Genomic DNA, 8,819 nt, shown 5'->3' with positions numbered 1-8,819 from the left:
CGGGTCTCCCCCTCCCCGTAGACCTTGTTCAGGCCGGTGGCGCGGGCGGCCGCCCGGCCGGTGCGGACGGCGGTCGCGGTCGACGTGGTCACGGGGAACGTCACGTGGGACTCCTGGGGGACGGATATCGGAAAATCTGACTCCGTTCCATCCTTCCAAGGCGTTCGACCGCGATGCGTATGCCGAGGGGAGGGTCGGCCCCCGCCGACCCGGCGGGGTGGCGGGAGCGTCCTCCTCCTCAGGTATGACCCGGCCCCTGAGGACACAGGCCCCTGAAGATCGAGGTCCCGGCCGGGCCCGGCCCGGCAACGGTGCGCTACTCGACCGCGACCCCGAAGGCCGTCGCCAGCCCGGCCAGCCCGTTCACCACCGTCCGGCCGGACTGGCCGAACTCCCAGCCGCCGTCGGCCCGCCGGAAGGAGCCCAGCAGCATCGCGCTGTCCGACACCCCGCCGGTGACACCGGCCCAGTGCGCCGGACCGGTCGCGTCCGGCCCGTACGAGGCGGCGACGGCCAGCCCGTGCACGTAGCCCAGCGGCAGGACCGGGGGCTCCTCCTCCTCGGTGGAGACGGCGACCACCACCTCGTCGACCGCGGCCGGCAGCCGGTGCAGGTCCAGGGTCAGCCGGGCCGACCGGGTCGGCTCGCCCGGCACCGAGCGGGTGGGGTGCAGGCGGACCGCGCCGTCCGGGTCCTGCGGGCTGTTGAAGAACACGAAGTGGTCGTCGCTCAGCACCCGGCCGCCCGCGCACAGGAAGGCGGTGACGTCCAGCTCCACCGCGTCCCCGCCCGCCGTCCTGCTCTGCCAGTTCACCGTGAGGGCGGTCTCCCGGGCGGCCTGCTCCGCCCGCTCGGCCTGCGCGGCCTGCTCGGCCCGTCCGGCCCGCCCCGCCGCCGCGGGCTTCGCGCCCTCGGCGGAGGCGCCGCCGCCGAGCCGCCCGCGCAGGCCCTGCTCGGCCAGCAGCTCGACCAGCTCCGGGCCGCTCACCAGGGTCAGCGGCTTGCCCTCGATGTAGCTGTACGAGCCGCGGCCGAAGCCCGCCGTGGTGACCAGGATGCCCTTGATCGCGCCGTGGTGGCGGACGGTGGACTCCAGGTCGCGCACGGCCGTCGGCGGGACGGTCTTCTTGTAGCGCTTGGCCTGGATCACGATCTTGCCGCCGGTCACCGGGTCCAGGTCCTCGGCGACCACGTCCACCCCGACGTCGCCGCTGCGCGCCGTGGTCATCACCCGGAAGCCGCGCAGCCGGAACAGCTCGGCGATCAGGTCCTCGAAGTCCAGCGGATCCATCTCGAACAGGTCCGGCTCGTCCTCGCCGCCCTGCCCGGCCAGGCTCCCGCCGACCGTCTGCGGCCGCCGGTCCGGGCGCACCTCGTCCAGCCGCTCCGGGCGCGCCGACAGCCGGCCCCCCAGGCCCTGGAAGCACTCCACCGCGTCCACCCGGTCCAGCGCCAGCCCGGCGAAGCCGCCCCGGGTCGCGGTCAGCGTGGACAGGAAGCGCTCCGCCTCCCGGCCGGTCGCCGGGTCGATCCCGAGGACGAAGCCGTTCAGCACCACCGAGTCCAGCAGCCCGTCCCGGTCCGCCCGGAACACCTCCGCCACCACCCGCAGCGCCGACTGCGCCAACACCTGCCGGTACAGCGCCTTGCGCTCCGTCGCCGGGCGGGCCACCTCGGCCTCGCGGTCGTCCGACTTCACGTACCGCACCCGGCCGGCGGCCGGCACCACGTCCGGCCCGGGCAGCTCCCAGTCCACAACCAGCTGGCGGGCCGCCGCGTCGAACGCCGCCACCAGCCGGTGCGGGAAGCCCTCCGGCCAGGCCGCCGACGCGTACAGGCCCGCGGTGAAGTACTCCTGCACCGCCTCCGGCTCGCCCGCCCGCAGCCGCCGCAGCAACTCATCGGTGCGGGCGCCGCGCTCGTCGTCCTGCCGGCGGAACCGCTCCGCCCAGGCCAGGTACTCCTGGTGGTACGCGGCCAGTCGGCGCTGCCGGTCCGCCTCCCGCGCCTGCGCGGCGTACCAGTCCTGCTCGAACCGGGCCCGGGCCTGTGCGAGGTACTGCTCGTACTGCCGCCGCACACCCGGATTGCGGGCCTGGACCGGGTCCGGCGCGGGCACGACGTACGCCGCGGACGACTGGTCCGGCATCGGCACCGGCTCACCCAGCGGCCCCGGATCGAACGGCGGCACCGCGCTCGGCGCCGGCAGCGACTGCGGACCGAACGCCGGAGCTGCCAGACCGGCGCTCAGCAGCCCCTTCAACTCCTCTACACGGGCGTCCAGTTCGGCCGTCCGCCGGGCCGCGTCCGCCTCCCGCGACTGCTGGTACGCGCGCTGGGCCTCCCGCTCGTTGCGGGCGGTCGCCTTCTGCGCCTCGCGCTGCTCCCGCTCCCGCAGCCGCTCCTGCGCCGCCTCGGCGCGCCACCGGGCCTCCTCCCGGCGCTGCTGCTGCCGCTGCGCCTCAGCCCAGATCGCCAGCACCCCGCTGTTCCGCCGCCCCGACACCGTCCGCCCACCCCATTCACCTCGCGCCGAACCCGGCCGCGCGACCTCGCCTCCCGGCCGCACCGCCGACCGCGCCCGCAAACAATAGAACGTGGACACCCCACCCGGCCAAGCCTCCGCGACCTGAGGGGCCTTCCGGCGGTGCAGAAGGGCGCCGCTCGGCGGGTGGCGGCTTCGAGCACCGACCCGCCCTGTCAGTCGCGCCGGGTAGTCTCGCGGGCAACCGACCGCAGGGAGACACGTGAGGATCGCAGCGCAGCGGCAGGGCCACCCCGAGGGCTGGATCTCCACCGGCCTGAGCTGGCACGGCGGCCGTGCCGTGCTCGGGGCCGTGCGCGGCCCGCAGGTGCACGAGCGCGCGGTGGCGCCCGGCACGGAGGTCGGCTGGCTGCTGGCCGGCCCGCGCCGCTGCACCGGGGCCTGGCTGGCCGGGGCGACGGAGCGCACGCCCTGCCCGCACCACGCGGTGATCGAGCCGGACGGCGGCGCGACGCAGTGCCCGGCCTGCCAGAGCGTGGACCGCGGCCTCGCCCTCGCCCGGGACCAGATCCTCGACGACGGCCGCACCTACCTGCTCTACCTCGCCTGGTTCGGCGAGGGCCTGCTGAAGGTCGGCCTGACCGCCGAGCAGCGCGGTGACAGCCGGCTGCTCGAACAGGGCGCGCTGGCCTACGCGTTCACCGCCCGCGGCGGCCTGCCCGCCGTGCGCCGCGCCGAACTCACCGTCGCCGCCTCGGGCCTGGCCCGGGAGCGGTACAGGTCCCGCCTGAAGACCGCGCACTGGTGGTCGCACGGCGACGCGCCGCACCGCCGTACGGTGCTCACCGAGGCCCGCGCCCAGGCGCACCGGCTGCTGGACGGTCACGCCGTCGAACCGCTCGCCGACGGCCCGGTGGTCGACCACGTCGAGCGTTACGGCCTCGCCGGCGGCGCCCCGGAGGCCTACCGGGAGATCGTCGGACTGGCCGACGGCGCGGTGGTCGCGGGCCGGCTGCGGGCGCCGATCGGCAAGCACCTGTTCCTGGACCAGCCGGACGGCTCCGGCCCGCTGCTGCTGGACACCCGGCGGCTCACCGGCTGGACGCTCTCCCCCGCCGCCGGCCGCCCGTCCGAGGGCCTGACCCTGCAGGAGCGGGTCCGTCCGCCGGAGCCGGACACCCAGGAGGCGCTGTTCTGAGGCGCGGCCGGACGGCCCGGCAAGGCGCGACCACCTGGCAAGGCGGGACGGCCCGGCAAGGCGGGACCGCCCGACCCGGTCGGACCGCCTCGTCAGGCCAGCTTGCTGCGCAGGCCGCCCGGCCCCGACCGGGCCCGGCGGGACAGCGGCGGCCGGGACGGGCGGATGTCGAAGCGGGCCCCGGCGTCGGCGGCCTCGGCCGTCCGCCGGGCGAGCGCGGCCCGGGCGGCGGCCAGCGCGACACGGGCGAGCAGCGGGTCCTCCCGGAGCCCGGCCGCGCGCTTGGCGCCCTGGCAGGCGGTGCACCAGACCGGCGAGGCCGGCCCGTCCGGGTACACCATGTCCGCGGGCGGCAGGTAGTGCCCACCGCACTCGACGCACTCGAAGACCAGCCTCATCCGACGATCACCGTCCCGGATCCGTGGCACCGACCGCAGGGCGACCAGAAGGTGTGGACCCTGGGCACCATGCTTCCTTCCTCGTCCAGTTCGACCGTGGCCTCGGTCTTCTGGGTTCCCCCGGACCCGCCGCAGCCGGAGCAGGACTGCACCTCGGGCATATGCCGCCCTTCCGTAGTGGAGGACCACCGTAGCGCGATTCCCCGTCGGTGAGCACGGCTCGCGGCGATCCACCACCCGTACGGGGAGCGCGAGATGCCCGCGCACGCTCCGCCGCACAGGCGTCGGCCCCCCGCGACGAGCACCGAACGCGAGGGGCCGACCGATCGTGGGGGGAGTCAGCCGCGGGCGGCCCGCAGGAACTCCCGGTTCATCGCCGCGATGCTGGGCAGCGGGATGCCCTTGGGGCAGGCGGTGGCGCACTCGCCGGTGTTGGTGCAGCCGCCGAAGCCCTCCGCGTCCATGGCCGCGACCATGCTCCGCACCCGCGAGGCCCGCTCCGGCGCGCCCTGCGGCAGCACGTTGAGGTGGACGACCTTGGCCGAGGTGAACAGCATCGCCGAGCCGTTCGGGCAGGCCGCCACGCAGGCGCCGCAGCCGATGCACTCGGCGTGCTCGAAGGCGGTGTCGGCGGCCTCCTTGGGGACGGGCGTGGCGTGCGCCTCGGGGGCGCTGCCGGTGGGCGCGGTGATGTAGCCGCCGGAGCCGATGATCCGGTCGAAGGCCGTACGGTCCACCACCAGGTCCTTGACCACCGGGAAGGCCGCCGCCCGCCACGGCTCGACGTCGATGGTGTCGCCGTCCTGGAAGTGCCGCATGTGCAGCTGGCAGGTGGTGGTCCGCTCGGGGCCGTGCGCCTGGCCGTTGATGACCATGCCGCACGCGCCGCAGATGCCCTCGCGGCAGTCGTGGTCGAAGGCGACGGGCTGGTCGCCCCGGATGATCAGCTCCTCGTTGAGGGTGTCGAGCATCTCCAGGAAGGACATGTCCGGGCTGATGCCGCCGACCTGGTAGGTGGTCATCGACCCGGGCGCGTCCGGGCCCGCCTGGCGCCAGATGCGCAGGGTGAGGTTCATGCGTAGCTCCGCTGGGTGGGGTGGACGTACGCAAAGTCGAGCTCTTCGCGGTGGAGGACGGGCGCCTCGCCGGTGCCGGTGAACTCCCAGGCGGCGGCGTAGGAGAACTCCTCGTCCCGGCGGGCGGCCTCGCCGTCGGGCGTCTGGCTCTCGGTGCGGAAGTGGCCGCCGCAGGACTCGGCGCGGTGCAGGGCGTCCAGGCACATGAGTTCGGCGAGCTCGAAGTAGTCGACGAGCCGGTTGGCCTTCTCCAGCGACTGGTTGAGCTCCTGCCCGGTGCCGGGCACCTTGATCCGGCGCCAGAACTCCTCGCGCAGCTGCGGGATCCGCTCCAGCGCCCGGGTGAGCCCGGCCGCGTCGCGGGCCATGCCGCACTCGTCCCAGAGCAGTTCGCCGAGTTCGCGGTGGAAGGAGTCCGGGGTGCGGTCGCCGTTCACCGCGAGGATCAGGTTGAGCCGGTCCTCGACCTCGGCCCGCGCCTCGGTGAGCGCCGGGTGCCCGGCGGGCACGGCGGGCAGCGGGTTGCGGGCCAGGTAGTCGTTGAGGGTGGGCGGCAGCACGAAGTAGCCGTCGGCCAGGCCCTGCATCAGGGCGCTGGCGCCGAGCCGGTTGGCGCCGTGGTCGGAGAAGTTGGCCTCCCCGATCGCGAACAGGCCCGGCACGGTGGTCTGCAGGTCGTAGTCGACCCAGAGCCCGCCCATCGTGTAGTGGATCGCCGGGTAGATCCGCATCGGCACCCGGTACGGGTCCTCGGCGGTGATCCGCTCGTACATCTCGAAGAGGTTGCCGTACTTGGCCTCGACGGCGTCCCGGCCCAGCCGGCCGATCGCGTCGGCGAAGTCCAGGTACACGCCCTGGCCGCCGGGGCCGACGCCGCGGCCCTCGTCGCAGACGTTCTTGGCGGCCCGGGAGGCGATGTCGCGCGGCACCAGGTTGCCGAACGCGGGGTAGATCCGCTCCAGGTAGTAGTCCCGCTCCTCCTCGGGGATCTCGGCCGGCGGCCGGGTGTCGCCCTGAGCCCTGGGCACCCAGATCCGGCCGTCGTTGCGCAGCGACTCGCTCATCAGGGTGAGCTTGGACTGGTGGTCGCCCGAGCGCGGGATGCAGGTCGGGTGGATCTGGGTGAAGCACGGGTTGGCGAAGTAGGCGCCGCGCCGGTGCGCCCGCCAGATCGCGGTGGCGTTGGAGTTCTTGGCGTTGGTGGAGAGGTAGAAGACGTTGCCGTAGCCGCCGGTGGCGAGGACCACGGCGTCCGCGGTGTGGGTGCTGATCCGGCCGGTGACCAGGTCGCGGGCGACGATGCCGCGGGCCCGGCCGTCGACGACCAGCAGGTCCAGCATCTCGGTGCGCGGGTGGATCTCCACGTTCCCGGCGGCGATCTGCCGGGAGAGCGCCTGGTAGGCGCCGAGGAGCAGCTGCTGGCCGGTCTGGCCGCGGGCGTAGAAGGTACGGGAGACCTGGACGCCGCCGAAGGAGCGGGTGTCCAGCAGGCCGCCGTACTCGCGGGCGAAGGGCACGCCCTGGGCCACGCACTGGTCGATGATCTCCACCGACACCTGGGCGAGCCGGTGCACGTTGGACTCGCGGGCGCGGAAGTCGCCGCCCTTGACGGTGTCGTAGAACAGCCGGCGGATCGAGTCGCCGTCGTTGCGGTAGTTCTTGGCCGCGTTGACGCCGCCCTGGGCGGCGATCGAGTGGGCGCGCCTGGGGGAGTCCTGGAAGCAGAACTGGACGACGTGGTAGCCCTGTTCGGCGAGCGTCGCACCGGCCGCGCCGCCGGCCAGGCCGGTGCCGACCACGATCACGGTGTGCTTTCGCCGGTTGGCCGGGTTGACCAGCTTGGCGTCGAACCGCCGCTGGTCCCAGCGCTGTTCGATCGGCCCGGCGGGCGCCTTGGTGTCGGCGACGGGCTCGCCGACGGTGTAGTTCGGGTAGCTCACTTCACCACTCCGGTCATCACGGCCACGGGGACGGACAGGAAGCCGGCCGTCAGCACGAGCGCCAGGCCGTTGGCGGTCAGCTTGAGCGCCCGGTCCCGGCGGGCGTTGTTGGCGCCGAGCGTCTGCGCCGCGCTCCAGAAGCCGTGCCGGATGTGGAGGCCGACGGCCAGCATCGCGACGACGTAGAACACGTCGACGTACCAGCGTCCGAACGAGGCGACGACGTTCTGGTACGGGTGGCCCTCCTCGGCGGCCGGGTTCACGGTCAGCGTGGTGAGGTCGAGGATGTGCCAGACGAGGAACAGCGCCAGGATCACCCCGCCCCAGCGCATGGTGCGGGTCGCGTAGCTCGCGCGGCGGCGCTTGTGGACGTACTTGCTGGGGCGGGCGGCGAGGTCACGGCGGCTGAGCTGGTACGCGGAGACGCCGTGCAGCACGACGGAGGCCAGCAGGGCGGTCCGGGCGATCCACAGGAACCACGCGTGGCCGAGGAACGGCTGCCCGACGGTGCGCAGCCAGGCCGCGTAGCCGTTGATGTCGTCCGGGCCGGCGAACACCTTGAGGTTGCCCAGCATGTGCGCGACCAGGTACAGCAGCATGACCAGTCCGGTGACGGCCATGACCGCCTTCTTGCCGACGGTCGACCGCCACAGCGTCGCCAGGGTGGACGGATGCCGGGCCGTCCGAGTCGCGGTTGTCATGGCTTCAACGGTAGGGACGGCCGCCAGGGTGCGTCCAAGACATGATGCGGCTCGCCACGATAGGCACCAGCTATCGATGCGCCTATTCTGGCGGTGTGCAGCTTCAGCAACTCCGCTACTTCCTCGCCGTCGCCGACACCCGCCACTTCACCCGGGCCGCCGAGGCGGCGCACGTGGCACAGCCGTCCCTCTCGCAACAGATCCGTTCACTGGAACGGGAGTTGGGCGCCGAACTGTTCCACCGCACCCGGGGCAACATCGCCCTCACCGACGCCGGGGACGCCCTGCTGCCACTGGCCCGGCGCATCCTCGTGGACACCGAGACCGCCAGACTGGCCGTCCAGGAGACGGTCCAGCTGCGCCGCGGCCGGGTGCGGCTGGGCGCGCCGCCGAGCCTGTGCACCAGCCTGGTGCCGGACGTGCTGCGGGTGTTCCGGGACCGCCACCCGGGCGTCGCGCTGGCCGTCCGCGAGGGCGGCTCCCGCGACCTGGTGCGCTCGCTGGCGGCGGGCGAGCTCGACCTCGCGCTGATCATCACCCCGACCAGCGGGGAGGCCGCGCCCGCCCTCGCCGTCACCGAACTGCTGCACGAGGAACTGGTGCTGGTCTCTGCCGAGCGGCGGCCCCGGCGCAAGGTCCGGGTCGCGGAGCTGCGGGGGCGGCCGCTGGTGATGTTCCGGGAGGGCTACGACGTCCGCGAGGCGACGCTGGCGGCCTGCCGGGCGGCCGGCTTCGAGCCGGAGTTCGCGGTCGAGGGCGGCGAGATGGACGCGGTGCTGGGCTTCGTCCGGGCCGGACTCGGGCCGGCCGTGGTGCCCGGCATGGTGGCAGCCCGCTCAGGCCTCGCGGTGACCCCGTTCGCCGCGCCGGGCCTGGGCCGCACCATCGCCGTAGCCCACGGCCACGAGGTGCCGCTCACCCGCGCGGCGGAGGCACTGCACGGCACCCTGCTGGCCCACCTGCGCGAAGCGGCACGGGCTAATGAACTCCCCCCGGGCACACGGCTGTTGCTGTGACGAGG

General features: G+C 74.2%; 7 protein-coding genes. 2 read left to right on the top strand and 5 right to left on the bottom strand.

Annotation, left to right across the window (positions count from 1 at the left end; all coding sequences use genetic code 11):
• Positions 1 to 316 precede the first annotated feature (316 nt).
• On the bottom strand, positions 317 to 2,482 hold the full coding sequence (locus AC0B61_RS18535; RefSeq protein WP_471741744.1) for a restriction endonuclease: 2,166 nt from the start codon (positions 2,480 to 2,482) through the stop codon (positions 317 to 319).
• A 265-nt stretch (positions 2,483 to 2,747) separates the two neighbouring features.
• Here AC0B61_RS18535 and AC0B61_RS18530 point away from each other — a divergent pair, with 265 nt between their 5' ends.
• Positions 2,748 to 3,683: a DUF2797 domain-containing protein gene (locus tag AC0B61_RS18530; RefSeq protein ID WP_471741743.1), complete on the top strand. Its 936-nt coding sequence runs from the start codon at positions 2,748 to 2,750 to the stop codon at positions 3,681 to 3,683.
• Between the two features lie 92 nt (positions 3,684 to 3,775).
• Here AC0B61_RS18530 and AC0B61_RS18525 read toward each other — a convergent pair whose 3' ends face one another.
• From AC0B61_RS18525 to AC0B61_RS18510, 4 genes are all read right to left on the bottom strand, one after another.
• Complete coding sequence (locus AC0B61_RS18525; protein WP_471741742.1) at positions 3,776 to 4,081, bottom strand: hypothetical protein; 306 nt, start codon at positions 4,079 to 4,081, stop codon at positions 3,776 to 3,778.
• 338 nt (positions 4,082 to 4,419) lie between these two features.
• Positions 4,420 to 5,157 carry a succinate dehydrogenase/fumarate reductase iron-sulfur subunit gene (locus AC0B61_RS18520; RefSeq protein WP_471741741.1) on the bottom strand — a complete coding sequence of 246 codons (738 nt, stop codon included), beginning with the start codon at positions 5,155 to 5,157 and terminating at the stop codon, positions 4,420 to 4,422.
• Positions 5,154 to 7,097 (bottom strand): fumarate reductase/succinate dehydrogenase flavoprotein subunit, encoded by a 1,944-nt coding sequence (locus tag AC0B61_RS18515; RefSeq protein ID WP_471741739.1) that lies wholly within the window; start codon positions 7,095 to 7,097, stop codon positions 5,154 to 5,156. Before AC0B61_RS18515 ends, AC0B61_RS18520 begins: the two co-directional genes overlap by 4 nt.
• A complete protein-coding gene (locus tag AC0B61_RS18510; RefSeq protein ID WP_471741738.1) occupies positions 7,094 to 7,798 on the bottom strand; it encodes a succinate dehydrogenase cytochrome b subunit in 705 nt (234 codons plus the stop codon). The genes AC0B61_RS18515 and AC0B61_RS18510 overlap by 4 nt, the downstream gene beginning before the upstream one ends.
• Before the next feature lie 95 nt (positions 7,799 to 7,893).
• Between AC0B61_RS18510 and AC0B61_RS18505 the strand changes: the two genes are divergently transcribed.
• Positions 7,894 to 8,814, top strand: a complete 921-nt coding sequence (locus AC0B61_RS18505) for a LysR family transcriptional regulator (RefSeq protein ID WP_471741737.1) — start codon at positions 7,894 to 7,896, stop codon at positions 8,812 to 8,814.
• Positions 8,815 to 8,819 lie beyond the last annotated feature (5 nt).

This window comes from Kitasatospora sp. NPDC023385, assembly GCF_055664045.1.
Note: the sequence above shows the minus strand (reverse complement) of the source record. Positions and strands in the feature narration are given on the sequence as shown.